This window comes from Kitasatospora sp. NPDC056783, assembly GCF_042789895.1.
Classification (GTDB): domain Bacteria; phylum Actinomycetota; class Actinomycetes; order Streptomycetales; family Streptomycetaceae; genus Kitasatospora.
Genome location: NZ_JBHUAF010000003.1, coordinates 60,746 through 87,366, shown reverse-complemented (window position 1 = coordinate 87,366; position 26,621 = coordinate 60,746). Strand labels below are relative to the sequence as shown.

16 protein-coding genes are annotated in these 26,621 nt (G+C 75.8%); 8 read left to right on the top strand and 8 right to left on the bottom strand.

Features of this window, described 5'->3' with window-relative positions:
* From ACFRMQ_RS01555 to fhuB, 3 genes are all read right to left on the bottom strand, one after another.
* A partial coding sequence (locus ACFRMQ_RS01555) for an RICIN domain-containing protein (RefSeq protein ID WP_380725685.1) occupies positions 1-1,375 on the bottom strand: 1,375 nt, incomplete at its 3' end.
* A 247-nt stretch (positions 1,376-1,622) separates the two neighbouring features.
* Positions 1,623-2,744, bottom strand: coding sequence for an enterochelin esterase (gene fes / locus ACFRMQ_RS01550; RefSeq protein WP_380725682.1), 1,122 nt, complete (start codon positions 2,742-2,744; stop codon positions 1,623-1,625).
* 20 nt (positions 2,745-2,764) lie between these two features.
* Entirely contained in the window at positions 2,765-4,933 is a 2,169-nt protein-coding gene (gene fhuB, locus ACFRMQ_RS01545) for a Fe(3+)-hydroxamate ABC transporter permease FhuB (protein WP_380725680.1), read from the bottom strand.
* Positions 4,934-5,039: 106 nt separating this feature from the next.
* Between fhuB and ACFRMQ_RS01540 the strand changes: the two genes are divergently transcribed.
* From ACFRMQ_RS01540 to ACFRMQ_RS01505, 8 genes are all read left to right on the top strand, one after another.
* Complete coding sequence (locus tag ACFRMQ_RS01540) at positions 5,040-6,050, top strand: ABC transporter substrate-binding protein (protein WP_380725678.1); 1,011 nt, start codon at positions 5,040-5,042, stop codon at positions 6,048-6,050.
* 27 nt (positions 6,051-6,077) lie between these two features.
* Positions 6,078-6,860, top strand: a complete 783-nt coding sequence (locus ACFRMQ_RS01535) for an ABC transporter ATP-binding protein (RefSeq protein ID WP_380693445.1) — start codon at positions 6,078-6,080, stop codon at positions 6,858-6,860.
* 255 nt (positions 6,861-7,115) lie between these two features.
* Entirely contained in the window at positions 7,116-7,973 is an 858-nt protein-coding gene (locus ACFRMQ_RS01530; protein WP_380725676.1) for a DUF4132 domain-containing protein, read from the top strand.
* Positions 7,970-13,081, top strand: a complete 5,112-nt coding sequence (locus ACFRMQ_RS01525; RefSeq protein WP_380725674.1) for a hypothetical protein — start codon at positions 7,970-7,972, stop codon at positions 13,079-13,081. Before ACFRMQ_RS01530 ends, ACFRMQ_RS01525 begins: the two co-directional genes overlap by 4 nt.
* A complete protein-coding gene (locus ACFRMQ_RS01520) occupies positions 13,078-14,229 on the top strand; it encodes an AAA family ATPase (protein ID WP_380725672.1) in 1,152 nt (383 codons plus the stop codon). The genes ACFRMQ_RS01525 and ACFRMQ_RS01520 overlap by 4 nt, the downstream gene beginning before the upstream one ends.
* 4 nt (positions 14,230-14,233) lie before the next feature.
* Positions 14,234-18,112, top strand: coding sequence for a DUF5682 family protein (locus ACFRMQ_RS01515; RefSeq protein ID WP_380725670.1), 3,879 nt, complete (start codon positions 14,234-14,236; stop codon positions 18,110-18,112).
* A gap of 2 nt (positions 18,113-18,114) precedes the next feature.
* Positions 18,115-20,097, top strand: coding sequence for a hypothetical protein (locus ACFRMQ_RS01510; protein WP_380725668.1), 1,983 nt, complete (start codon positions 18,115-18,117; stop codon positions 20,095-20,097).
* 195 nt (positions 20,098-20,292) lie between these two features.
* Complete coding sequence (locus tag ACFRMQ_RS01505) at positions 20,293-20,751, top strand: MarR family winged helix-turn-helix transcriptional regulator (RefSeq protein WP_380725666.1); 459 nt, start codon at positions 20,293-20,295, stop codon at positions 20,749-20,751.
* Between the two features lie 57 nt (positions 20,752-20,808).
* Here ACFRMQ_RS01505 and ACFRMQ_RS01500 read toward each other — a convergent pair whose 3' ends face one another.
* From ACFRMQ_RS01500 to ACFRMQ_RS01480, 5 genes are all read right to left on the bottom strand, one after another.
* Entirely contained in the window at positions 20,809-21,384 is a 576-nt protein-coding gene (locus tag ACFRMQ_RS01500; protein ID WP_380725664.1) for an ATP/GTP-binding protein, read from the bottom strand.
* A gap of 56 nt (positions 21,385-21,440) precedes the next feature.
* Positions 21,441-21,824 (bottom strand): DUF742 domain-containing protein, encoded by a 384-nt coding sequence (locus ACFRMQ_RS01495; RefSeq protein ID WP_380725662.1) that lies wholly within the window; start codon positions 21,822-21,824, stop codon positions 21,441-21,443.
* Positions 21,821-22,252: a roadblock/LC7 domain-containing protein gene (locus tag ACFRMQ_RS01490; protein WP_380725660.1), complete on the bottom strand. Its 432-nt coding sequence runs from the start codon at positions 22,250-22,252 to the stop codon at positions 21,821-21,823. The genes ACFRMQ_RS01495 and ACFRMQ_RS01490 overlap by 4 nt, the downstream gene beginning before the upstream one ends.
* A complete protein-coding gene (locus ACFRMQ_RS01485) occupies positions 22,249-24,570 on the bottom strand; it encodes a sensor histidine kinase (protein ID WP_380725658.1) in 2,322 nt (773 codons plus the stop codon). The genes ACFRMQ_RS01490 and ACFRMQ_RS01485 overlap by 4 nt, the downstream gene beginning before the upstream one ends.
* Positions 24,571-24,996: 426 nt before the next feature.
* Complete coding sequence (locus tag ACFRMQ_RS01480) at positions 24,997-26,271, bottom strand: acyl-CoA dehydrogenase family protein (protein WP_380725656.1); 1,275 nt, start codon at positions 26,269-26,271, stop codon at positions 24,997-24,999.
* Between the last annotated feature and the right edge of the window lie 350 nt (positions 26,272-26,621).

Sequence of the window (26,621 nt, the reverse complement as noted above, 5' to 3'; positions counted from 1 at the left end):
GGGTGTCGTTGCCGGTGCACTGCCAGACGCCGAGGACGGCGCCGGGGGTGGCGGTGCTGGTCAGGCAGCCGCCGTCGTGGCCGACGATCTCGTACTTGCCGCCGCCGACCTGGCGCAGGGTCCACTTCTGGTTGTCGGTGCCGGCGTAGCCCCACAGCTGGGCGAAGTAGCTGGTGTTGTCGACGATCCGGGAGCGGTCGTTGTTGGAGTCCAGTGCCTTCGCGCCGTTCAGGACCGGGCTGATCCGGTAGCGGCCGTCGCTCAGGCGCTCCAGGTTCCAGCGCTGGGCGAGGTCGTCGTTCTTGTGGCCCCAGGAGATGACGTGGGTGCCGTCGCCGGTCTGCGAGCCGGCGACATCGGCGCCGTACCCGGCGTTGGCGTTCACGATGGTGACGTTGCCGGTGGGCAGTTGTACCGGGGTGCCGTTCGAGGTCAGGTACGGGCTGTTGGCGACGTTCCAGTGGGTGGCGAGGTAACTGCCCGGCGCGGGGTTCGGGTTGAAGTACATGTCGTGCGTGCAGTCGAGCAGCTTGGCGCCGTTGTGGCAGTCCGGGCCGACGTCGATCATCCGGCCGGGCGGGTTGGGGATGTACTGGTCGTCGTAGCACATCAGGTCGCCGTAGACGTAGCAGTGGCCGGCGGGGGTCGAGTACTTGGCGGAGGGGCGGACCGCGCCGAGCGAGTGGGTGAGCTCGTGCACGTCCACGTCGCGGTTGTCCCAGCAGCCCTTGATGCCGACCAGGACGTTGCCGGTGCCGGTGGCCGCGTTGTCCTGGCCGGGGCGGTCGTCGACGGCGCTCCAGGTGATGCCGCAGATGGTGTTCTCGACCCAGCTCAGGTACTTGCGGTTGCCGTTGTTGTAGCCCCGCTTGTCCATTTCGGCGCGCACCGTGTCCGGGCCGCCGTTGACGGCGGCCTGCGGCAGCACGACGGTGTCGATGGTCGGCTCGCAGGTGGACGGGTTCTGGACGAACCGGACCTCGCGGTGGCCGCCGAAGGGGTCGGAGGAGGAGGCGAAGCGGAAGTTGAGGTTGGTGATGCGGGCGCGGAACTCCGGCAGCAGCTGGTTGAAGCGGTCGGGGTCGGCATCGCCGCGCACGTAAAGGAGTTGGAGGCGCTTGCCGCTGACGCCGTCGCCCTCGCAGGCGACGGCGGGGGCGGCGGCGGAGACGGCGGGGGACTCCTGGCCGGACGCGGCGGCGGGCAGGTGGTCCTCCGCGATCGCCTGTTCGACCGGGCGGGCGGCGACGGTGGCGACGGGGCCGCCTCCGTCGGCGACTGCGGGAGCCTGGAGCGCGGCGGCCATCAGGCCGGCCGTCAGCGCCGCTCCGGTGAGTGCGCGGATCAGGCGGGACCGTGATCGGACTGTTGCCATGTCAATTCCCTTCACTGGCACGGGGAACGGATGCGAACTGTCGGGCTCCGGGGAAGGCGCCGCCGCCACGGAAGGCGAGCACGCCCGAGGTGGTTCGTGCTCGTCGTCCGTGGTGGGACCTATGGATTTCACGGTTCGTCCGTGTGCCGCAAGACTTGACAAGTCACGGTCTGTTGAGAATCTGTCGCGCTGTGTCGCAATCTCGACGGTCCGCCGGCGGGGGGTGACGCCGCTGGTGGGGAGGCCTTCAGCCGGTCGGCCGCCGGAGCAGCGCCGCCAGCCCGTCCGCCAGCCCGCCGCGCCAACAGGCGTAGTCGTGACCGCCGTTGAACTCGCGGTAGGCGAACTCGTAGCCGCGGGCCGTCAGGACGTCGCGCAGGTGGCGGTTCTGGCTGAGAAGCATCCACTCCTGGAGGCCGACCTCGATCCAGAAGCGGACCGGCAGCCGTGCCTCGGCGGCGAGGCGACGGGTCAGCCACTCGCTGCCGGCGTCGAACTCGGTCTCGTCGGGCCACCAGAAGGAGCCGGACTGGCAGAGCGCGTTTCCGAAGCGCTCCGGTCGGCGGTAGGCCGCGTAGGCGGCGGTCAGGCCGCCGGCGCTCTGGCCCGCGATCACGGTGTCGGCGGGGTCGGTGCTCGCGCCGAACTCCGCTGCGGCCCAGGGGAGGAGCTGGTCGGCGAGGAGGTCGACGAAGGCGGGGTTGCAGCTCAGGTCGGCCGGGCGCCGAGGCCCGAGGGTGTGCACGAGCAGGGTGACGGTGGGCGGGATCGCGCCGTCCGCCGCCAGGTTGTCGAGGGTGTCGCCGACGGACAGCACCTCGCCCCACATCTCGCCGTCCAGCAGCAGCGCCACCGGGTAGGGGCCGTCGCCCGCCCGGTGCCCGGCCGGGAGGTGGACGTCCACCCGTCGCCCGGCGACCTGGTGGGCGAGCGTGCGTCCGCGCGGCACGTCCTCCCGCCGTCGGACGTGGGGCTGCGCGGGGGCGGCGGGCAGGCTGAGCACCGAGGAGGGGTGGCGGCCGTCGCGGGTGGGCAGCCGGGGTTCGGTGTCGTGCGGGTCGGGGCGGGCCTGGTCGAGGACGCGCAGCCAGTCGCGACGGCCGGTGCCGGGGGTCTCGCCGCGGAACGGGTGCAGCTGGTAGGAGGCACGGTGGTCGGCGCGCAGCCGGTAGGTGATCGACCACGTCTCACCGTCGGCCTGACGTGTCATCAAATGTTGTGTCAGGTCTCCGGAGTGGCGGTCCTTGTCGGTGACGGTGTGCAGCAGCGCCAGCACGCCGTCGCAGTCCCCGCCACGGTGGGTGAAGGTGACCAGGCGGTACGCCGGGTCGGACGGGTCGGGTGCGATCAGGGGGGAGTGGGTCTCCATGGGTGATGTCTCCAAGAGGCTTAGGCGGGGCTGCCCTTGCGGCCGAGCAGCACCCAGAGCAGGAAGGGGCCGCCGAGGACGGTGGTGACGATGCCGACGGGGATCTCCACCCCGCCGATCACCACCCGGCCCAGGGTGTCCGCGAGTACGACGAGCAGGGCGCCGGTCAGCGCCGAGCCGAGTACCGGCACCCGGGCGGGGCCGGCGAGGCGCCCGGCGGCCACCGGTGCGGCGAGCGCCACGAAGCCGACCGGCCCGCAGACGCCGACCGCCAGTCCGGCGAGCGCGACCGCCAGCAGCAGGCAGCCGAGCCGCACCCGGGCCGGGTCGACGCCCAGGGCGGAGGCGACGCTGTCGTCGAAGCGCAGCACCGCCAGCCGCCGGGCCGCCACCAGGGCGAGCGGCACCAGCACCGTCAGTCCGATCAGTGCGGGCGTGGCGACGGCGAGGTCCCGCCCGTTGAGGCTGCCGTTGGTCCAGATGTACAGCGAACCGGCCGAGTTGAGCGACCGCCGGGCCATCGCGACCTGGATGACCGCGGAGGCGAGCGCCGACATGGCGAGCCCGACGACCAACACCCGGTAGCCGCGCGCGCCGAGCCCGCCGGCCGCCAGGGCGACCACCAGGACGGCGACGAGTGCGCCGAGCGGCCCGGCCCACCAGGCGCCGAAGGTGCCCGCGGTGCTCGCCGAGATCAGCACGGCGGCCGTGGCCCCGTCGTTGACGCCGAGGAGTTCGGGTGTGGCCAGGCGGTTGCGGGCGAGGGTCTGGGTGAGACAGCCGGCCAGGCCGAGGGCGGCCCCGGCGGCGAGACCGGCGACGATCCGGCCGAGCCGGAACTTCTGTACCAGCAGCACGTCCAGGCGGTCCCCGTAGCCGAACACGGCCTGGAAGGTGCGGGTGAGGTCGAGTTCGCTCTGTCCGGCGTGCGCCGAGACCACCACGGCGGCCAGCAGCGCGGCGGCGAGGCCGAGGGAGGCGAGCAGGGCCCGGCGCGGCAGCAGCAGCGACCAGGCGCCGTGGCGCAGCGCCAAGTCCGGCTTGGGCGGGGAGGGTTCGGCGCGCCGCGCGGGCGGGGTGGACTCCGCGGGGTCGGCCATGGCGAGGGCGGTGGAGTGCCGGGAGCGGACGATCGCGATCAGCGCCGGGGCTCCGATCAGGGCGACGATCACCGAGACGGGCGCCTCGAAGGGGCGGGCCACCACCCGGGCGAGCACGTCCGCGCCGGTCAGCACGGCGGCGCCGAAGAGTGCCGCTAGCAGGGTGAGCCGGCCGATCCGGGGGCCGGCGAGGGTGCGGGCGAGGAAGCCGGAGAGCAGTCCGAGGAAGGCGACCGGTCCGGCCAGCGCGACGGCGGAGGCGGTCAGCAGGGTGACCGCGAAGGCGACGGCGGCCCGGGTGGCGCCGGGGCGGTGGCCGAGGCCGCGGGCAAGGTCGTCGCCGAGCGCGAGCGCGGTCAGCGGCCGGGTGGTGAGGGCGGCGAGCAGGAACCCGGTGCCGAGCACCGGGGCGAGCTGGCGCAGCGTGGTCCAGCCCTCCACCCCGGCCAGCGAGCCGAGCACCCACACCCGGTACCGCTCGTACGCCTCGGGGGAGTTGACGATCAGCACGTCGGTGAGCCCGCGGAAGATCGCGGCGACGGCGGAGCCGGCGAGCACCAGGCGCATCGGCGAGCCGCCGCCGCGGCTGCTCGCGACCAGCAGCACCGCGGTGCTGGCGAGTACCGCGCCGCCGAAGGCGAAGGCGAGGTAGCCGAAGGAGGTCTGCACGCCGAGCACGGCGATGCCGAGCACGACGCCCAGCGAGGCGCCGGCGTTGACGCCGAGCAGTCCGGTCTCGGCCAGCGGGTTGCGGGTGACGGACTGGAGTTGCGCCCCGGCGACGCCGAGCGCGGCGCCGACCAGCAGGGCGGTGACGGTGCGCGGCAGCCGCAGGTCGCCGACGACCAGGGCGAGCCGTCCGTCGGCGCGGGCGCCGTCGCGGTTCAGCAGGTAGTCCAGCACCCGCCCGGGGCCGACCTCGCCGGCGCCGACCGACAGCGAGAGCGCGGCCAGGGCGAGCAGGAGCACCACCGCCGCGACGGCGAACGGCCAGGTGGGGCGGGCGCCCTGGGCGCGGCCCCCGGGTGGTCGGGGCTCCGGCGCGGCGGCGGGAGGCGCGTCGGGGACGCCGGCTTGCGACAATGTCATAAGGTAAGGCTAACCTAATGGCCGAGCCGTCCCGGGAGGCACCTCCACCGTGCCGAGCTGCCCGGACGCCGCTCAACTCCCGTACCACCTTTGCCCGGAGGCACCCATGCCGTTCGCCCGTCGCCCGCTCAGCCCCGTCCGCCGCCGCGTGGCCCAGGCGCTGGCCGTCACCGGGGCGGCCGCGCTCCTGCTCACCGGCTGCGGTTCCTCCGACTCCTCGTCCTCGGCCTCCGCCACGGGCTCCGCCGCGGCCGCCACCCCGGGCGACGGCGGCAAGCGGACCGTCAAGGACGCCACCGGCAAGGCCGTCGACGTGCCCGCCGAGCCCAAGCGGATCGTCACCCTCACCCAGGAGGACCTGGACGCCGTGCTCGCCCTCGGCGTCAAGCCGGTCGGCATCACCAACGGCCAGGGGCTGGCCGAGCCGCCCGCCTACCTCAAGGACAAGGTGCAGGGCGTCCCGGTGGTCGGGAACCTGCTCCAGCCCGTGATGGACAAGGTGATCGCCGCCAAGCCCGACCTGATCCTGGCCGGCGACATGCAGGACGAGCAGGTGCTCAAGCAGCTGCGCGAGATCACCCCCGCCACGCTGGTCACCATGGCGCCCACCGACGACTGGAAGCTCGCCTTCCGGGGCATCGGCAACGCCGTCAACAAGCTCGACCAGGCCAACAAGGTGATCGGCGACTACGAGGCCAAGGCCGCCAAGGCGGGCGGCGAGCTGACCGGGAACAAGGGCGCCGCCGTCTCCATCGTGCGCTGGAACCCCACCGGCCCGAGCTGGATGGAGAAGAAGCAGTTCGCCAGTGGTGTCGCCCTGGACATGGGCCTGACCCGCCCGGCCGCGCAGGACAAGGACGGCAACGCGCACAGCCCCGCGCTCAGCCTGGAGAAGCTGAACGAGATCGACGGCGACTGGCTGTTCCTGTCCACCCTCACCGACGACGGCAGGTCCGCGCTCAAGGACGTCCAGTCCAAGCCCGCCTACCAGGAGCTGAAGGCGGTCAAGAACAACCACGCCGTCACCGTGGACGGCTCGGTCTGGTCCACCCGCGGGGGCCCGCTCGCCGCCGACGTCGTCATCGGTGACTTCTCCAAGGCACTCGGCGGCAACTGAGCGCGCGTCGGCCGAGGGGGCACCGCGATGGAACTGACGATCCAGGGGCTCAGCGCCGGGTACGGTCCGGGGCGCCCGGTGCTGGGCGGCGTCGACCTCACCGTCCCCGCCGGGCGGGTGGTGGCGGTGGTCGGCCCGAACGGCTGCGGGAAGTCCACCCTGCTGCGGGCGGTGGCCCGGCTGCACCGGCCGGACGGCGGGCGGGTCCTGGTCGGCGGGGAGGACGTGTGGCGGCTGCGCCCGCGCCAGGCCGCCCACCGGATCGCGCTGCTGCCGCAGAGCCCACAGGCCCCGGAGGCGGTGACCGTCGCCGGGCTGGTCCGCTACGGCCGCCACCCGCACCAGGGGCTGTTCCGCCAGTGGTCGGAGCGGGACGAGCGGCTCACCGCCGAGGCCCTGCGCGCCACCGGCGTCGAGGAGCTGGCCGGCCGCCGCCTCGACCGGCTCTCCGGCGGCCAGCGGCAGCGCTGCTGGCTCGCCATGGTGCTCGCCCAGGACACCCCGGTGGTGCTGCTCGACGAGCCGACCAGCGCGCTCGACCTCGGGCACGCGGTGGAGGTGCTGGAGCTGGTCCGCCGGGTCGCGGCGGGTGGACGGACGGTGGTCATGGTGCTGCACGACCTCGCCGCGGCGGCCCGCTACGCGGACCTGCTGGTCGCGCTGCGGGACGGCGCGGTGGTGGCCTGCGGGCCGCCGCGCGAGGTGGTGGACGCGCCGCTGGTGCGGGCGCTGTACGACATCGACAGTCACGTGCTGGCGGCGCCGGGCGACGGCGCGCCGGTGATCGTGCCCAGGGCGCCGCTGGACTGACGGGAGCCCCGGTCCCGAGGGGGTGGCACGGGGCCCGGGCCGGGCGGGGTCCGGGTGTCGTGAGGGCGGGGTGGTCGCTTCCGGGCGGCCGCCCCGCCCCGCCGTCGTCTTAGACCACTCGTTCGAGCGGTTTGAAACTCGCATGTCAGGCCCCAAGTCACCCCGGTCCTCGCGTTGTCAGTACCCCTCGCTACGTTCCTCGCATCGCTGGTCAGCAGGCGATCGACAGGTGTTCCCGGTGGGAGGAGTACGGCCGTGGCATGGGTGGAGACGGGCGCGGGAGGGTACCGCGTCACGCTCGACGGGGAGGGCAGGGTGGCGTGCCGCAACGCGGCGGGCCGCGACCTCAGGTCCCTGCCGTCGAAGCTCGGTGACGACCCGGTGGTCGTCCAGCTCAAGCAGCTCGCCGAGTGGCTGGCCGCGCACGAGCGGCGTTGCCAGGAGGACGTCGAGCGCTGGATGGTCCGCTCACTGCCGGTGCCCGCCGCCGTGCTCACCGCCGTCTGGCCGGACGAGGCCTGGCAGGGCGTCCTGAAGGACCTCGTGGTCACCGCCACCGACGGCTCCGTGGCCGGATTCCTGCGCGGCGCCGACGCCGAGCGCGGCCTCGGCCTGGTCGACCTCGACGGCGACACGGTGCGGCTGACCGACGGCGAGATCCTGATACCGCACCCCGTGCTGCTCCAGGACCTCGACGAGCTGCGCGAGTTCGCCGTCGAACTGGGCGTCTCCCAGCGAGTCCAGCAGCTCTACCGCGAGGTCTGGCACCGACCCGCCGAGCCGTCCGCCGGCACCGAGGTCACCACCTACGCCGGCGGCCGCTACCGGGAGCTGCGCGAGCTGGTCGGGCGCTGCGCCCGGCTCGGCTGCCGCGTCCGCGGCGGCTCCGCCGTCCAGCCGGTCACCGAGGGCGGCCGCACCGTCGAGGCCCGGGTCTGGGTCGGCGACTACTACGAGTACGACGCCTGCGAGACGGGCGCGCTGAGCTGGGCCGGCCCGGACGGCCGGGCCCTGCCGCTCACCGAGGTCGGGCCGGTCGCCTGGTCCGAGGGCATGCGGATGGCCGCCGCCCTGCACGCCGGCCGCACGATCCAGGGGGAGGAAGGCGCATGACCGCCACCGTGAACTCGACCACCGCGACGCCCGCTGCGACGCCCACCGCGACGCCCGCCGCGACGCACTCCGTGACGCCCGAGGAACTGCTCGACGCCGGGGCCGTGCTCCCGTCCGGCACCCTGCCCGGCGCCGGCCGCCCCGACAGCGCCGCCGACGTGCTCACCGCCCGCACCTACGCCCACCCCGCACTCGACGGCCGCCGGATCGTCCGGCTGGTCCCCGGCGCGCTCGGCCAGGCCGAGGACCTCGCCCTCGACTTCCTCGGCCTGGCACCGCGGGAGGCACCCGCCGAGGTCGGCCAGGTCCGCCAGGAAGCGCTCGGCTTCCCCGCCTGGGCGCTGGTCCACGACCCGGCCAACGGCCACCACGCGCTCGCCCTGGTCAAGGAGATGGAACGGCTGGCCCGCCAGGCCACCTCCAAGCCCGGCGCCGCCAAGGACGGCTTCGAGGAACTCGCCCTGCGCCTCGGCCGGACCGTCCCGCACTTCCTGCCCACCTTCTGCGAGGAGGTCGGCCGGATCTTCCTCGGCCACGGCAACCAGACCTACGCCGCCGCCTGGTTCGGCAAGGCCCGCGAAGCCGAGCGCACCCACGGCCTGGCGGTCGACGAGGAGCGGCAGCGCGCCGTCTTCCTGGAGTTCGCCCTGGCCGGCGCGCTCACCGTCAAGTCCCTGCGCCAGTACGTCAAGGAGCTGGGCCGGCGGCTCGACCCGCTGACGGCCTGGCAGCGTTTCCGCCAGCTCTGCACCGAGCGCTCCGCGGCCGGCATGGCCCCGTACGCCGGGGTCGCCGAGGACGCCCGCGCGCTGATCAAGGCCGCCGGGCTGGACCGCGACGAGCACGAACGCGCGCTGCTCGCCGAACTGCTGGACTCCCCGGCGGCCAACCGGGCACCCGGCACCTTCTGGAAGTCCTGGCACGGCGCGCTGGTCGAGCTCGGCCGCGGCGACGCCGCGATCCGCGCCCGGCTCCTGGAACTGCTGCCCGACCCGGCCTCCGCCGACCCGGTCCCGCACGACACCGCCTGGCTGGCGGTCCTCGCCGAGACCGGCGCCGACGAACTGCTCACCGGCCCCCGCCCCGAGGGCGCCGAGCCCGCCGCCGCCTGGCTCCAGCGCTGGTGCAACCACCTCGGCCGCGGCTGGCGCACCCGGCCCAGCTGCCCCGCCACCCTCGCCCTGGCCGGCCGGATGACGGACCGGCTGCGCGCCGACGCCGTCGCGGTCGACCTGTTCACCGGCATCCGGGGCAGCCTCGCCCGACTCGACCTGCTCGACCTGCTGCTGGCCGCCGGCGTGCCGGTCGCCGACCCGCCGGCCGGCCTCGACTGGGACCTGCGCGACTGGGTCGAACAGTGCGGCCCCGACAGCACCGCCCTGGCCGCCGTCGCCGCCGACCCGCGCTTCCGGCCGGTGCTGCGCCGCGCCACCCCGGCCGCCTGGGAGACGGCCGTCAAGCGCCAGGCGCCCGCCCTGCCGCTGCTGCGCGAGCTGTTCGCGGAGTGGGCCGAGGCCCGCGCCGAGGAACTGTCCGCCGCCCGCGGCCTGGTCGGCGCCGCCGACCTGGTCGGCTCGCTGGCCCAGTACCGCACCGCCATCCGGACGGTCGCCCCGGCCGCCGCCGAACGGATCGCCGCCCTCGACGTCACCACGCTGCTCACCGGCGCCCTCACCGCGGGCATCCTGGACGAACTCGGCTGGCCCGCCCTGGAGGAGGCGCTCGGCAAGCTCGCCGACCCGCCCGCCGCCGACGCCCCGCGGCACCCCGTCCCCAGCCTGGGCGGGGCCGGCCTGACCGACCTGATCATCGAGGACGCCTGGCCGCACCTGATCCTCGCCCGCCGCGACCGGGCCGTCGTGGTCGGCCCGGAAGGCATCGTGCTGGAGCACGCCCTGCGGGTGCCCGGCCAGCCGCACCAGCGCAACCGGACCAGGCTGCGGCTGGTCGACGGCGAACTGCTGGTCGTCTGGTCCCAGGACAGCAAGCAGCGCGCGTACTGGTCCAGCCGGCCGGACGAGCAGTTCGAGCTGGAGGGCCAGACCGTCGCCGGCTACTACTACGGCGACCGGGAGCCCGAGGCACCGTCCCTCCAACTGCCCGGCGGCGGCCGCACCACCGGCGAGCGCCCGCTGCACGCGGGCGACACCCGGATGCCCCAGGAGCACCGCGTCCTGGGCGACGGCACCGGCTACTGGACGCTGCGCCACGCCCCCGACGGCAGCCCCGTCCTGCGCGAACTCGACCCGGCCACCGGCACCCTGGGCCGCACCGCCGAACCGCCGGTGATCGCCGCCACCGCCCAGGCCGGCCGGCTGGTCCAGGGCAGCACCTGGCTGCTGCCGCTCCAGCCCGGCCTGGAACACACCCCGCTCGGCACCGACGGCACCGTCGTCGGCAGCTGGGTCCGGATCGAGCCCGGCAAGGCCGTCACCACGTTCACGGCCGACGGACGGCGCATCGTCCTGCCGCTCACCACACCCGCGGCGAACACCCACCCGGTGGGCCGGCTCGCCCTGCCCGGCACGGCCGGCCCGGTGGTCGGCCACACCCCCCGCGGCCACTTCTCGCTCAACCTGCCCGACCTCACCGGCCACGCCGACCGCACCGTCGACCTGCGCCCCTGCCACGCCGGCGAACTCTCCGCCGCCGGCACCCCGCTCGTCCCGCCGTACCCGCACTGGCACGCCCTGCGCCCGCGCGACGAGGCGGGCTCGAAGGTGCTGCGCGCCGTCACCGCCGAGCAGGCCGCCCGGCTGATCGACGCCGCCTGGCCGGTCGACCCCGATCCGGGCCCGGAGGCGGAACAGCGCTGGCTGACCGTCCAGGGCGTGCGCCGCCCGATCGCCCGGCAGCAGGCGGCCCTGCGCTCGCTGCCCGTCGAGGCGGTCGGCGCCGTGCTGCCCGGCATCGAGCACCCGAGGCTGCTGGCCGGCGTCGCCGGGCTCGCCCGCGCCGCCGCGAACCTGCTGGACCGGGTCGCCCGGTTCCTCCCGCAGCCCGAGGCCGAGCACCCCGACAAGGCGAAGTCCGCCGAGTGGCAGCCCGACCACGGCAGCGACGAGGACCTGCGCGAGGCCGTCCGCGCCGTGCTGCCCGGCACCGGGGGCTTCGGCAACACCTGGGACTCGGACGGGCGCTGGCGGGTGCTCAACAACCTGCGCGCCGTCAGCGCCGTACTGGCCGCCCCGCCCGCCGCGGACGGCGAGGGCTGGACGACGCCCGCCACCGTCACCCTGCGCGGCGGCGACGCCGACCACGGCTGGCTGCACCTGCTCGGCCGGCTCCACGCGCTGGCGTACGCGGCGGCCTCGCCGTTCACCCGCCCGTCCCACCGCTCCTCGCTGGTCCTGCTGCTCGGCGAACTGACCAAGGGCCCGCTGGCCGACCGCGGCGCCACCCTGCGCGAGATCGTCCTCGCCGAACCGTCACCGCAGGCCGCCGCGAGCACCCGGCCGGCCGACCACCGCAAGGGCGAGGTGCTGCGACACGGCGGGCGCACCGTCGTCATCCTCGGCCACCAGCGGCAGTACACCGACGGCACGGTGCACTGGCTCGCCGTCGACCACGACCCGAGCGGGGAGTTCGGGCCCGTCGCGCACTTCACCACCATCAGTGAGCGCGGCACCGAGGAACTGCTCACCGCGGCCTGGGTCGCCAAGTTCTGGCGGGTCGCCGCCCTGCACGGCAGCGTCCCGTGGGCCCACGCCCGGGCCGAGACCTTCAGCCGGCTCACCGGCATCGGCACCGCCCGCTCCGCCCTGCTGCTCAGCCCGCCGGCCAGGCTGCTGCACTGGAACGGCGACCCGATGCCCGCCGAGTACGGGCTCAAGTCCGGCGAGTACAAGGCCGCCCAGGCGTGGCTGCGCGGACACGACCACGACGGCCTCGCCGCCGTCTGGGGCGCCCTGCTGCCCGCCGACCCGAAGACCCTGTGGACCGAGGGGCCCGACCTCGCAGCCGGGGCCGAGGAGTGGATCCGGCGCTTCGGACGGCTCGTCACCCTCCCCGACGAGGCGCTGGCCACCGTCCACGGCGTGTCCGTCGACACCATCGAGGCCGTGCTCAACGCCGCCCGCACCCCGTGGCTGACCGGCCGCACCGGCTTCCGGATCACCAAGGACGAGGACTCCGACCCCCGGCTGACCCCCGAGGACCCGTCCGCCGTCCCCGAGAGCGGCGCGCTCGGCTCCACCATCGACGCGCTGCGCTGGCTCGCCTACCACCTGCCCGCCGACAGCCCGCTGCGCCCACTGCTGCCCACCGCCGCCACCGCGCTGCGCGGTCGGCTGGCCGACCCGGAGCTGCTGCTCGACCTCGACCTGCTCCGCACCGTCAAGGGTGCGGCGCTGGCCCCCCTCCTGCGCGGCCACTTCGGCCTGCCCGCCGAGGGCGGCGCCGGCCCGGACGGCCTGGTCCACTGCGGCCCGGCGCTCGTCCTGACGCCGTACCACGAGGCCTACGAGCGGGCCTGGCTGCGCCCGGCCGCCCTCACCGGCCCGGACGACCCGCTGCTCGAACTGCTCGAAGGGCTCTCCGGCAGCTACTGGTTCTCCCGGGAACGGCGCGCCATCGAGTCGGTGCTGCGCGGCGAGCCGGAGCGGCTGGCCGCCTCCGCCGCAGCGGTGTCGGCCGCCGGCGAGGGCCCGGCCTGGCTGCAGAACCCGCGGCTGTCCGTCCCCGAGCTGGTCACCGAGGTGGCCCGCACCCACGGCCTCGGCGAGGACGCGGCCGTGCTCTACCTCCAACTGCTCGCCCTGCCCGACCCGACCGACCGCAACGCCGCCCGCTGGACGGGCTGGAAGCCCGCCCGGCTGAAGAAGGCCCGCGCCGAACTCGCCGCCACCTCCCTGGTGCTGGAGGCCAAGCGCGCCCGCGCCGGGCGAGGCCTCTTCCTGCCCGGGGGCTGGCAGGAGGCCAAGGCACCCGCCCTGCCGGCCGAGACCTGGAAGGCCGCCCTGTACACCCTGCCCACCCACCAGCCCGCGCTGGCCACCCTGCCCGTCCCCGAGCTGTTCGCCCGGGCCTGGCAGCGGACGGTCGACGGCGACGCCCCCGGCTACGAAGAGCTCCAGACCGGCAAGCGCAGGAAGGCCCCCCGCCGATGAGCACCACCACCACCACCGCCCCCACCGCCACGGACCGGCAGATCGTCCCGCCCGAGGAGAAGCACGCCGCCGAACTGGAGTTCCTGGCCGCCCACGACAGCGGCCCGCGCCCGCCCGGCTGGCGCCTGACCCCGCGCGCCGTGGTCACCTTCGTGATGGGCAGCGACGGCGAGAAGCTCAAGGCCGGGCGCAAGGGCCTGGTCATCGAGCCGAAGTTCGTCGGCGAGCGCGCCCTCGTCGAGCGCTGCGTCGTCACCCTCGCCGGGGAGCGCGGGCTGCTGCTCGTCGGCGAGCCCGGCACCGCCAAGTCCATGCTCTCCGAGCTGCTCGCCGCCGCCGTCTGCGGCACCAGCGCGCTCACCGTCCAGGGCACCGCCGGCACCACCGAGGACCAGCTCAAGTACGGCTGGAACTACGCCCTGCTGCTCGCCAAGGGGCCCAGCCGCGAGGCCCTGGTGCCCTCGCCGGTGCTCACCGCGATGACCACCGGCGCGGTCGCCCGGGTCGAAGAGGTCACCCGCTGCCTGCCCGAGGTGCAGGACGCCCTGGTCTCGCTGCTCTCCGAACGGCGCATCGCCGTACCCGAGCTGGCCGGCAGCCCGGACGGGCAGCTGCACGCCGCCGCCGGCTTCACCCTGATCGCCACCGCCAACCTACGGGACAAGGGCGTCAGCGAGATGTCGGCGGCGCTCAAGCGGCGGTTCAACTTCGAGACGGTCGGCCCGATCGGCAGCCTCGCCGCCGAGGTGGACCTCGTCCGCCGCCAGTCCACCGTCGCCGTGGCCCGGGCCGGCGCCGCCTACGCGGTGGACGACGCCGTCCTGGAGGCCCTGGTCACCGCCTTCCGCGACCTGCGCACCGGCCGCTCCACCGAGGGCTGGGACGTCGAACGGCCGTCCACCGTGATGAGCACCGCCGAGGCCGTCTCGGTCGCCACCTCACTCGGCGTCAGCGCCGCGTACCTGCCCGACGGCGGGGACGTGCTCGGCCGCCTGCCCGGCCAGCTCCTCGGCGTGGTCCGCAAGGACGACCCGGCCGACGCGGCCCGGCTGCTCGGCTACTGGGACGGACCGGTCCGCCGCCGCGCCGAACAGGGCGCCGCCACCTGGCGCACCCTGTGGGACCTCCGCCCGGCCCTGGAGGGCTGACCCGATGAGCAGCGCGGAGATCACCCGCCCGGACGACGCGGACCAGGCGGTCCGGGCCGAGGCGGACCGGCTGGCCGCCGCCGGCACCACCGGTCCCGGTCCCTACCTGATCGGCGTGCGCCACCACGCGCCGTCCCTCAGTGCGGTCGTCCCCGCGCTGCTCGACGCCGCCCGGCCGCAGACCGTCCTGGTCGAACTGCCCGCCGAGTTCCAGCCCTGGCTCGGCTGGCTCGCCGACGACGCCACCCAGGCCCCGGTCGCCCTCGCGGCGGCCCCGGCCGGGCCCGAGGAGGAGGCGGCCGGGCCCGCCTTCTACCCGTTCGCCGACTTCTCCCCGGAACTCGCCGCCCTGCGCTGGGCCCGGCGCAACGGCGTGGAGGTCATCGCCTGCGACCTCCCACTCGCCCAGCGCGCCGCCCGGACCGGGCCGGAGCGGTCCCGCGACGAGCGGCCCGGAGCCGAGCGGCGGGCCGCCCCGGCCGGGACACCAGGCCTCGCCGACGCGCTGCGCCACCGCCTCAGCGGCCGGGACTCCGACGAGGACCTGTGGGACCGCCTGGTCGAGACGGCCGCCCCCGGCTCCACCCCGGAGGCCGTCCGGCGCGCCGCCCTGCTGGTCGGCTGGGCGCTGCGCCGGGACGCCGAGACCGGCCCCGGCGTCGACCCGTACGACCTGCGCCGCGAAGCCTGGATGCGGGCCCGCGTCCAGGCCGCCTCGGGCGACGGGCGCCGGGTCGCCGCCGTGATCGGAGCCTTCCACGCCCCCGCCCTGCTGGACGGCCCGACCGCCCCCGGGCAGCCGCCGCACCCGGACGACCCCGGGCACGTCCTGTCCCTGATCCCGTACACCTACCCGCTGCTCGACGCCCGCTCCGGCTACCCGGCGGGCATCCGCGACCCGGAGTGGCAGCACACCGTCCTGGACGCCGGCGGCGACCCCGAACGCCTCGCCGCGGCGCTCACCACCACCGCCGTCCGGATCTGCGCCGCCCTGCGCTCCCAGGACCACCCCAGCGGGCCGGCCGACGCCCGCGAGATCGTCCGGCTGGCCGGAGACCTCGCCCGACTGCGCGGCCACGCCGCCCCCGGCCGGGGCGAACTCGTCGAAGCGGCGCAGACCGTCCTCGCCCAGGGCGAACCCCTCGGCCGCGGCCGGGCCGTCGCCCGCGCCCTCGAACAGGTCCTGGTCGGCAGCCGCACCGGCCGCCCCACCCCCGCGGCCCCGCGCAGCGGACTCGCCCCCGCGGTGGAGGCGCTGCTCGCCGGCCTCGGCCTCCCCGACCCCGCCGACCCGGGCCCCCGCGACCTGCGCCTCGACCCGCTGCGCAGCGACCTCGACCGCCGCCGCGAGATCCTCCTGCACCGCCTCGCTGCCTGCGAGGTCCCGTACGCCGAGGCCGCCGCCACCACCGGCGCCGGCGGCACCGACACCCTCGGCACCCGCTGGCGCCTCCACTGGACACCCGCCACCGCCGCCATGCTCACCGTCGCGGGCACCCGCGGCGTCACCCCCGCCCAGGCCGCCGAAGGCGCCCTGCGGGCCCGCCTCACCGACCAGCCGACCCCGCGCGAGACCATCGACGGCCTCACCGCCGCCGCCTCCTGTGCCCTCCCCGCCCTCACCGAGGCCCGCCTCGCCCAACTGACCACCGTCCTTCCCGCCTCCGCCACCCTCCCGGAACTCCTCGACGCCCTCGCCCTCCTCGACCGGCTCGCCGCCGGCCACTTCCCGGGCTTCGCCCCGGATGCGCTCGACGGCCTCGCGGCCGGTCGGGCTTCCGGCGGCGCCCTGGTGACCGGGGGCGCCGCTCCGGGCGGAGATGGCACGGAGGGCGGCGGCTCCGCCGGAGACATCGGGGCGGCTGCCGCGCCCGGTGCGCCGCTCGCCGGCGGTCTCGCGGCCGGCCGCGCCCTCGCCCTCGGCGGCTGTGCCGACCCGGCTCCCGCCGGAGCGGGCGAGGCCCCGTCGGCCGACGGCCCGAGCCCACTCTCCGAGCGGGCCGACGGGCGGGACGAGCCGACCGGCCCGTCCGTCCTCGCCGCGGCCGGCGAGGTGCTCACCGCCGCGGCCGTGCGGCAGTTGGAGGGTCTGGGCGGGTCGGACGATCCGCAGGACGCGCGGGCACTGGTGGAGCTGGTGCGGCGGGCGGACCGGCTCGGAGGGGTGAGGCTGGCCTACGTGCTGGCCGAACTCGCGGAGCGGGGGAGCCCGTTGGTGCGCGGTGCGGCCGGTGCGGTGCGGGTGCTGCTCGGGCAGGAGCCGGCCGAGGAGCTGGGCGGGCGGGCCGCCTCGTGGGTGGACGGCGCGACCGGCCCGCAGGCGCGACAGTCGCTCGGCCGGGCGCTGGTCGGGCTGCTGACGGCGGCGGAGGGACTGTTCGACTCCGCGCCGCAGGCCCTGGAACCGGTGCTGGAACGGGTGACGTCGATGCCCGACGACGCCTTCCTGGACAGGCTGCCCGCGCTGCGCGGCGGCTTCGACACGCTCAGCCCGGCCGCCCGTGACCGGCTGTTGGCCTCCGTCGAGGAGCGCCTGGGCACCCGGCTCGCCGCACTGCCCGAGGAGGTCGTTCCCGCCGTGCTCGCCGGCTGGGTGCGCGCCGACCTCGCGGCCCGCGCGGCCCTCGCCCGTCGCGGCCTCCTGCCCCCGGCCCCCGCAACACCCCGGAGCCCCGCGAATCCCACGGTCCCGGTGGTCCCCACGGTCCCGGCGGTCCCCACGGTCCCGGTGGTCCCGGCGCCGCCGTCCACCGGCCCGGCCCACACCCTCGCCCCCGCCGAGCGCTGGCGACTGCTCCTCGGCCGCCCCGGCAACGGCGGCCTGAGCGGCCGCGGCGCCCGACTCGCCACCGCCCTCGACGAGTTGTACGGCAGCGGCCACGGCGAGGGCTCCGGCCCGGGTCTGGACAGCCGGGGCGGCCGGGGCGGCCGGGGCGGCCGCGAGGCCCCCTACCCCGGCGTGCGGGAGTGGGCCGAGGACCTGGAGTCGCTGTTCGGCCCCGGGGTGCGCGAGGAGGTGCTGGCCGCCGCCGTCGCGCAGGGCCGCACCGATGTCCTGGAGGAGGTCGACCCGTCCGCCGTCCGCCCGTCCGTCGACCTGTTGCGCACCGTGCTGGACCACGCGGGCGGTATGCCGGAGGCCAGGCTGGCCCGGCTGCGCCCGCTGGTGCGGCACCTGGTGGACGAGCTGAGCCGGGAGCTGGCCACCAGGCTGCGCCCGGCCCTGACGGGGATCTCCGTGCCGCGCCCGTCCCGCCGCCCGGGCGGCGGGCTGGACCTGGACCGGACCATCCGGGCCAACCTGGCCACCGCCCGCCCCGCGCCGGACGGCGGCACCCTGATCGTGCCCGAGCGCCCGGTCTTCCGGACGAGGGCGCGGCAGGCCAACGACTGGCGGCTGATCCTGGTCGTGGACGTCTCCGGGTCGATGGAGGCCTCCACGGTGTGGGCCGCCCTGACGGCCTCGATCCTGGCCGGCGTGCCCTCGCTGAGCACCCACTTCGTGGCCTTCTCCACCGAGGTCCTGGACCTCACGGAGCGGGTGGACGATCCGCTGGGCCTGCTGCTGGAGGTACGGGTCGGCGGGGGCACCAGCATCGCGAGCGGGCTGCGCTACGCACGGCAGTTGGTGACGGTGCCGTCCCGCACGCTGATCGCCGTGGTCAGCGACTTTGAGGAGGGCGGACCGGTCGGCGCGCTGCTGGCCCAGACCAGGGCACTGGTGGACTCCGGTGTGCACCTGCTCGGCTGCGCGGCGCTGGACGACACCGGGACGGCCCGCTACTCGAAGGCGGTCGCGGGCCGGTTGGTGGCGGCCGGAATGCCCGTGGCGGCGTTGAGCCCGCTGGAACTGGCCCGCTGGGTGGGGGAGAAGGTGCGATGAGCGTGACGGAACCGACGAACGACTGGCCTGGCGTGCGGCCCGAGGTGGTCGCGGAGGTGGTGGCCGGGTTGAGCGCCCGGTTGCAGAGGCGGCTGGACGGCGCGGCGGCGAAGCTGGCGCGGCGGCCGGTGGCCCGCGAGGGTGACGACTGGCGGGTGGAGGTGGACGAGGAGACGGTGCTCGTGCTGCACGCCCCGGGCGGGGTGGTCGCCGGGGAGGCCGATGTCCGCTGCGGCTGCCTGCTCGCCCCGGCCTGCCTGCACCGGGCGGCCGCCGTCACCCTCTGTCCGATCACCGAGGCCGGGAGCCACACCGGGGCCCCGGACCCGGACCCGGACGCCGGGGACGGGACTGCGAACCCGTCCGGGGGGTCGGCGGACCAGCCGGCGGTCGACACGGCCCCCGGCCCCGGCACCCCCGGCCCCGGCACTCCCGGCCCCGGCACTCCCGGCCTCGGCACCCCCGACCCCCTCACGGCCGCCGAACACGCCGCCGTCCACCACCTCCACCGGGCCGCGGCCGCCGTCCTGGCCGCCGGGGTGAGCGGTGCGGGCGCCGTCTCCCAGGCGGAGCTGCTGCGCGCCGCCCACCGGGCGCGCCTGGCGGGCCTGTACCGCCCGGCCGCGGCGGCCGTCACCGTGGCGACTCGGATCCGGGCGGCACGCGCCGGCGCGCCGGACCACCGGCTGGTGGACCTGGTGGCCGGCCTGCGGGAGTTGCTCGGCCTCACCACGGCCCTGGCCGGCGGCACCGCCCCGGCCGCCGAGCTGCGCGGCACCGCGCGCCAGGCCTACCGGGAGGAGGGCGGCCTGCGGCTCTACGGCCTGTTCGCCGAGCCGGTGCTGACGGCGACCCACGCGGGCGCGGTCAGCTGGGCCGTGGACGCCGACGGGCGGCTCAGCACGATCGCCGAGGTGCTGCCGCACGACGGCGTGGCGGCCGCCGCTCCGCAGGCGCTCGGGGCGGGCACCCGGACGCTCCGGCTCGGCGACACCGCGCTGAGCCACCGTGAGTTCAGCCGCGCCGGGCTGGCCGTCCAGGGCGCGACCAGGTCCACCGGCGGTCGGCTGGGCGCGGGCGCCTCGGTACGGGCGGTCCGCGCGGCGGGCACGGCGTGGACGGCTGAGCCGGCCTCCCGGCTCTGGTCCGAACCGGTGGCCGCCCAGGTGGCCCGGGCGCTCGCGGCACAGGATCTGCCGTACGAGAGCCGCCCGGCCGGGAGCGACCTGTTGTTCCTGGACGTCACCCTGCTGGGCATGGCCCCCACCGGCCCGGGCGGAACGCCGCAGCTGCTGGCCCGCTGCTCGGTGGTCGGCCCTGCGGGCGGTCCGGTCGGCGGTCCGGTGGTCGTCCTGCGCCCGGCGCACGAGCACCCCGACCTGCCGTTCCGGGCGAACCTCGCGCTGCTCGCCACCGCGCCCGGCCTGCGGCTGCGGGTGATCGGCCGCCTGGAGCGCGCGGACCGTCCGGAGCTGCGACTGCTCGCGATCGGTGCGCACCCGGACGCACCCGGCCCGCTCGCCCGGCCCGCGGACCGGGCGGGGCGGGTCAACCTCGGCCTGGAACGCCTTCAGACCGCCGACCTCGCCGCCCCTGAGGCCGTGCCCGGAGCCGAGCCCGGAGCCGAGCCCGGAGCCACGGCCGAGGTTGCACTCGATCCGACCGCCCCGGTGTCGTACGGCCCGCCCGTCCATGTCCTCGGCCGCCGGGTCGAGCAGACGGTCACCACCGGCCGGCACGCCCTCGCCCCGAGCGAGGCCTCGGCGGCGGCCGACCGCGGTCTGCTGCGCGCCGCCGGACTGGCCACCGCCGCCGAACTCCTCGACGGCCTGCGGGCCACGGCGGCCGGCCAGCGGCGCGACGTCTTCGGCCGGATCGTCACGGACGACCACGAGGCCTTCGCCACCGCCTGGCTGGCCGCCGCCTCCTACACCGAGGAACTGGCCGTGGCGTTGTGCGCGGCGGCTTGGTCCGGGGAGGAGTGAGGGGGCCGGGCGGGGGAATCCGGCCGGAGGTATAAGGCGAACTATTTGCACGGACCGATATTCCGCGCCAAATGGCATACTTGTCGGAGGGAGTCGCCGTACGAGACATCACCGAGGGACGTGTACGGGGCGTTGCGCCGGGGCCTCCCGGGGTGCACGGCAGTACGGACAGCGCGACGGGAGAGTGGGCGAGTCATGGGGATCCGCGACGATGCGGCCGAGATCCGGTCCCGGGGCTGGCGGACGCTCGCCGCGCTGCACGGGATGATCGACACCGCGCTGGAGAAGACGCTCCAGGCCGAGTTCAGGCTCTCGGTGGTCGAGTACACCGTGCTGGAGGCGCTCTCGCGCCAGGACGGCTGGCACATGCGGATGCAGCAGCTGGCCCGGGCGGCGGCACTGAGCAGCAGCGCCACCACCCGGCTGGTGAGCCGCCTGGAGGAACGCGGTCTGCTCAGCCGTTTCCTCTGCGCGGACGACCGGCGCGGCATCTACACCGAGCTGACGCCCGAGGGCCGTGACCTGCTGACGGCCGCCCGCCCGGTGCACGACGCCGCCCTGGAGGCCACGCTCGCCGAGGCCACCGGGGTGCCCGAGCTGGCCCCGCTGGTCGAGTCGCTCGCCGAACTCCACCCGGCCCACGCCACCGGCTGAGGGCCGTCGCGCGGTCCGGGGCCCCACAGCGGTGAGCCCGGAGCCCCGGGCCCGCCGTCACCGCCGTCCGGCCGCCAGGGCATCCCGGTGCACCCGGTCGAGCAGGGCGAGCAGCACGTCCTTGCTGGACGCCCGCTCCCGGACGTCACACAGCACGACGGGGACGTCCGGGCCGAGGTCCATGGCCCGGCGGACCTGCTCCGGGGTGGCCTCCCGGCGGCCGTGGAAGCAGTTGACGCCGATCGCGAACGGGATGCCGCGCTGTTCGAAGAAGTCCACGGCGGCGAAGCTGGAGTCCAGCCGCCGGGTGTCGGCGAGGACGATCGCCCCGAGGGCGCCGAACGCGAGGTCGTCCCACATGAACCAGAAGCGGAACTGTCCGGGCGTGCCGAAGAGGTAGAGCACCAGGTCCTCGCGGACGGTGATCCGCCCGAAGTCCATGGCCACCGTGGTGGTGGTCTTGTCCTGGACGCCGTCGAGGCTGTCGACCCCGACGCTGGCGTGGGTCATCCGCTCCTCGGTCTGCAGCGGTTCGATCTCGCTGACCGAGCCGACCATGGTGGTCTTCCCGACGCCGAAGCCACCGGCGATGAGGATCTTGACCGCGCCCGGCACCAGGCTCTGGGTCGTCAATTCGGTTCTCCTGTAGAGGGGGCTGGGATCTTCGGGCGCCGCTCGGCGCCCGCCCGTCAGAGCCGGCGGACGCCCTCGATCACGGCCTGGATCAGCGAGGCGTCCGGTGCGTCGGCGAGCGGGACCGGGGCCCGGGTGAGGATCAGGCCGGCCTCGGCCAGGTCGTCCAGCAACACCCTGACCACGCTCACCGGCAGGTCCAGGGCGGCGGCGATCTCGGCCACGGCCAACGGGCGTTCGCGGCACAGGCCGAGGATCGCGGCCGGTTCGGGTGCCAGTCGGCCGGTGTCGGCGTGCGGATCGGCGGTGACCACCAGGGTGATCAGCGCGAAGCCGTCCCGGACCGGCCCGGTGCGCCCGTTGGTGATCGCGTACGGGCGGACCAGATGGCCGGCGTCCTTGTCGTAGAACGAGCCCTCCTCGGCTGCGGCGGACGTCACGCACCACCGTCCTCGCCGACCGGGCCGGCGTCGCCGCGCGGCGACGCGGTGAGGAACTGGCCGACCTGCTTGACCAGCATGTTGATCTCGTAGGCCATCAGCCCGGCGTCCACCTGCTCGCTGGTGAGAACCGCGAGCCGGGCGCCCTGTCCGGCGGTGGTGACGAACAGGAAGAGCTGGTCCATCTCGATGACGGTCTGCCGGACCCGACCGCCGTTGAAGCGGTGCCCGGCGCCGCGGGCCAGGCTCTGGAGGCCGGAGGCGACGGCGGAGAGGTGCTCGGCGTCGGCCCGGTCGAGGTTCCGGGACATGCCGACGAGCAGGCCGTCCTCGGAGAGGACGATGGCGTGCCGGGTCTCGGGCACCCGGGCGACCAACTGGTCCAGCAGCCAGTTGAGGTCGCGCTGGGTTTCGGTGGGCTGCGTCATGGCTGCTGTTCCTCGGCTTCGTGGGTGGCGGGGGACGCCATGGGGGCCTGTTGCGGTGTGGCCGGTGTGGCCGGGGCGTCCGTCGCGGCCCGGTCGGTGGGTGGAGTGGGTGTGTCCGGCCCGGTGACGGCGGCGCGGGCGCTGCGGGTGCCGCGCTGGATGGCGGCCATGGTGGCGCGGGACCGCGCCGGCGAGGGGTCGTCGGCCTCGGCGGTGTCGTGCCGGTGGACGGTCGGGGCGGGGTGCGCGCCGTAGGCCGGCGTCGGCGCCGGGGCGCCGAACGGGTGGGCCTCGCGGAGCTGTTCGGCCAGGCTGGCGTTGCGCACCCGCTGGGGCAGGACCGGCGGGGTGCGCAGTTCGCCGTCCGGGCCCCGCTCCGGGGGGCTCTCCCGGGGGTGCTCGCGGGCGGGTGGGGAGTGGCCGTCCGGGCCTCCGCCGATGCCGGCGGCCGGGCCCGTGGGCGGACCGGCCGGCGCGGCGCCGACGCCGCCTCCGTGCCCGCTGCCGCCGACGCCGCCTCCGGGACCGGCCGACAGGTCGTACATGCGCGGCGGTACGGGCCGGGGCACGACCACGGCACCGGGCAGCCCGGGGATTCGGGCGCCGACGGGCAGTCCGCCGTTGACGGGCGCCGTGCCCGCACCCCCGGTCCCCGTGCCCTCGGCCCACGCCTCTCCCGCCGCCTCCGTGTCCGGGCGGTCCGCACGCGCAATGGCGCCGTCCGCACCAGAGCCCTCCGTACCAGAGCCCTCCGCAACGGCACCGCCCGCACCGGCACCGCCCACGGCGCGCGCCGTGACAGGGCCGTCGGGCGCCGGGGGAGCGGCCGGCCCGCCCGGACCGACCGGAGCGGCAGACCCGAACGGAACCGCGGGCGCTCCCGGGGCCCCGAAGGGCCCCGCGGCCCCCGGAACCCCCTGCGCCCCGCCCAGCAGCCCGCCGAACACCCCGGCCGTCGCGCCCGACGGTTCCGGGCGCTCCTCGCCGACCTGCGCGAGGCCGTCGGCACCGAGCCGGGAGCCGAACGCGGAGCCGCTCCCGGAGCCGATCCCGTTCCCGGACCCCGAGCCGACCCCGGCCCCACCCCCGGTCCCCGATCCCGCTCCGCTCCCATCCTCGGAGCCCGCCTCGGCCACCGGTGTCCGGGTGATCCGAGCGCCCGACGGCAGCCCGGGTACCGCGGCGGGCTGCCCGGCCTGCTCCAGCAGGACCGAGGGCAGCAGCACCACGGCCCGGGTGCCGCCGTACGGAGAGGGGCGCAGGGCGACCCGGACGTCGTGCCGGGCGGCCAGCCGCGCGACGACGAACAGGCCGAGCCGCAGGTCGTCGCCGAGCGCGGAGACGTCCAGCTCGGGCGGATTGGCCAGGTACTCGTTGAGCCGCTCGTACTCCTCCTCGGTCATGCCGAGCCCGCGGTCCTCGACCTCGACGGCCAGGCCCCTGGGGACCTCCTGCGCCGAGACCTGCACCTGGGTGTACGGCGGGGAGAAGGTGGTGCCGTTCTCGATCAGTTCGGCGACCAGGTGGATGACGTCCGCGACGGCCTGGCCGGTGAGCGAGACGCGCGGCACGCCCTGGACGACGACCCGGGCGTAGCTCTCGGTCTCCGAGACCGCGCTGCGCAGCACGTTGACCACGGGCACGGCGTTGCGCCAGCGCCGGGCCGGCAGGGCGCCGCCGAGGATGACCAGGTTCTCGGCGTTGCGCCGCATCCGGGTGGCCAGGTGGTCGACGGCGAACAGCTCGCGCAGCAGCTCCGGGTCCTCGTGCTCGCGCTCCAGCGCGTCCAGCATGCTGATCTGCCGGTGGATCAGGATCTGGGTGCGCCGGGCGATGTTGAGGAAGACCTTCTTCGTCCCCTCGCGGCCCTGGGCCTGGTGGACGATGGCGGCGACCGCGGCCTGGCGGACGGCGGCGAGGCCGTCCGAGGTCTGCTGGACCACGTCGCCGGTGCGCCGGGTCGGTGCCCAGGCGGGTGGGACGGGCACCTGCTCCCCGGCGCGCAGCCGCCCGACCACGTCGGGGATCTCGCGCTGGGCGAGTGCCAGGGTGTCGGCCCGAAGCGCGGTCAGCCGGGCTGACAGCGTGCGGCTGACCCGGAGCCCGAGGCACAGGCTGATCAGCACCACCAGGGTGACGACCGTGCTGCCGGTCAGCAGCGCGGTGCGCTGTCCGGAGCCGCGCAGCAGGTGGACGGCGTAGCCCCAGACGGCGGCGAGTCCCAGGCTGGGGACCAGCACGAGGGCGAGGAGCGGGCCGCGGAGGGAGCCGGGCCGGCCGGCCCGGTGGCCCGTGCGGGGGGCCGATATGCCTGGCATCTGATTCCTTGCTGCAGGGCCGAGGCGCGGGACCGGGACGCCGGTTCGGACCGGTGGGTCCGAGCGGCGGGCCGACCCCGCACGGCGCGGCCGGGCTTCAGGGCGTCGAGGCCGGGGCTGCCGGAGCCGGTGGCGAGGTGCCACCGGCCGGGGCGGGGCGCAGCACGGCCGCCGACGGCACGGAACGCTATCAGCCCGGGGTGGACCCCACGCAATATCAACTGACGATATTGGCAAGGCTGATGGCTTGGAGGACGACTTCGGGCCGGATGGTTCGACGGCGCAGCCTCGCAGCTCACGGCCGTCCGATCGGCCGGACCGGCGGACTCCCGGAGGTCAGGGGCGCTCGCCCCGGGAATCCTTCGACACGGACCGGGCGCGGCCGTGGCGCGCCGCCACGCCCGCGCCGCCGCGTCCGTCCCTCCCTCACCCCGCCAGTGGCATCGGCAGCACCCGCCCGCGCTGCTCGGTCCGGTCGTCCGACGAGGCCTCCCGGCGGCTGAGTTCCGCCCAGGCCCAGCTGGTGAGTTCGGACAGCTCGGCCGACCACTGGGTGCCGTACGTGCCGGAGGCGACCTGCCCGAGCCGCAGCCGCTGGACGTCCGAGGTGCCGGCCGGCGGATAGACGTGGGTGGCGTCCCGCAGGTAGCGCTCGATGTTGAACTCGGTCTGCAGGCCGCGGGCGGCGTGGATCTCCATGGCGTTGCGCGCGGAGTCCAGGGCGTACTCGGTGTTGATGAGCTTGGCGTTCATCAGCTCGGCGTCGCAGGAGCGGCCGTGGTCGAGCAGGTAGGACGCGTGGTAGGCGGCGAGCCTGGCGGTCATCAAGCGGGACTGCATCTCACCCAACTTCAGCATGATGTTCGGAAGTTCGTTGATCGGCCGGCCGTAGAGCGCCCGGCTCTCGGCGAACCGGACGGTGTCCTCGACGATCGCGGTGTGGATGCCCAGGGCGACGGCGGCGAGGTTGATCCGGCCGTAGAGGGTCGAGGAGGAGTAGGCGACGTCCAGCCCCTGCCCCTCCCGGCCGAGCCGGTGGCCGACCGGGACGCGGCAGTCCTCCAGGACGATCTCGCCGAAGCTGAAGCCGTGCAGCCCGCCCTGCGACCCGGGGGAGCCGGCCCGGAACCCGGGGCGATCGCTCTCGACCAGGAACGCCGACAGGCCCCGACTGCCCTCCCCGGTACGCAGGATGACACCGTGCACGTCGCCGACGTGGGAGTTGCCGACGAACCACTTGCGGGCGTTGAGCACGTACTCGTCGCCGTCCCGGACCGCGGTGCCGGTCATCCCGAGCACGTGCCCACCGGACTCCGGTTCGGTGACGGCGATGGTCGGCAGGCACTCGCCGGAGGCGAACTTCGGCAGCCAGGACCGTCGTTGATCCTGGGAGCCGTAGTGGAGGACCTTGGCGACGCCCAGTTGGGAGGCCTGGGCGATCGCGCCGACCGCCCCGCTGACCCGGGACAGTTCCTCGACGATCACGGTCTTCGCGACGTGGCCCAGGCCGAGGCCGCCGAACTCCCGTGGAATCGTCACCCCGATCCAGCCGCGGCGGGCGATCTTCCGGGCGAGCTCGATCTCGGTCTTCCGTTCTGCCTCCATCCTGGCCACCTGCGGACGCACCTCCTTCTCCGCGAAGTCGCGGACCTCGGCCCGCAGTTCCTCGTGGCGGTCGTCGGTGAAGTAGTCCATCGCCATTGCGCGGTTCCTCTCGAAAGCGTGTGGTCGTGCCTCCGTCCGTGCCGTCGAAGCCGCTCCGGCAACCCCAGGGGGTTCGGTGGGTGTGCGGGAGTGTCGGCCGATCGCCCCGGTGCGATCGGCGCATGCGTCACCGGGCGGTGTCCCGGCGAGCGGCACCGTCCGTGTCTTCGGCAGGGCTCATTGTTGTATGGGCGCGCCGGGGCCACCCAGAGTCGATCTTGGATTGGCGTGATTCGGCCCGTCCCCATCGGAAGGGGTTTTGCCACTGCCCCGAAAGGGGATTGATCTCCGCTTCCGTGACGGTCCGTCGACCATCCGTCCACATGCCGTTTTGACTGGCCATCGGC